Raw genomic sequence first — 277 nt, 5'->3', positions numbered from 1 at the left:
GCCATGCGCAACGTGCCGGGCGCGGCGAAACCGGGCATATCGAATTGGGTTATGTGGCCTCTGCGGTGTATTCCGGCGTGTTGCAGCGCCAGGTGCAGGCTTACGCCCGTGAGTCTGCTGAAGTCAGCTTGAGCGTGCGCGAAGCGCCGATGGCCAGTTTGCCGACGATGGTGGCCGAGGGGCGTTTTGACTTGGGCTATGTGCGCTCACCGATGGCGCTGCCCCCTGAGCTGGAAGCCATTCGTCTGAACAGCGAAGGGTTTGTCTTGGCGATAGC

1 protein-coding gene is annotated in these 277 nt (G+C 62.5%); it reads left to right on the top strand.

Translation table 11 applies throughout. The features are described from left to right. The coding region (locus AAEZ06_RS27210; protein ID WP_350617195.1) for a LysR substrate-binding domain-containing protein at positions 1–277 on the top strand (277 nt) is incomplete at both ends.

It is taken from the genome of Pseudomonas sp. HY7a-MNA-CIBAN-0227, assembly GCF_040310325.1.
GTDB lineage: Bacteria > Pseudomonadota > Gammaproteobacteria > Pseudomonadales > Pseudomonadaceae > Aquipseudomonas.
The sequence above is the reverse complement of the archived record's forward strand: the minus strand, read 5'-3'. Positions and strand labels throughout refer to the sequence as shown.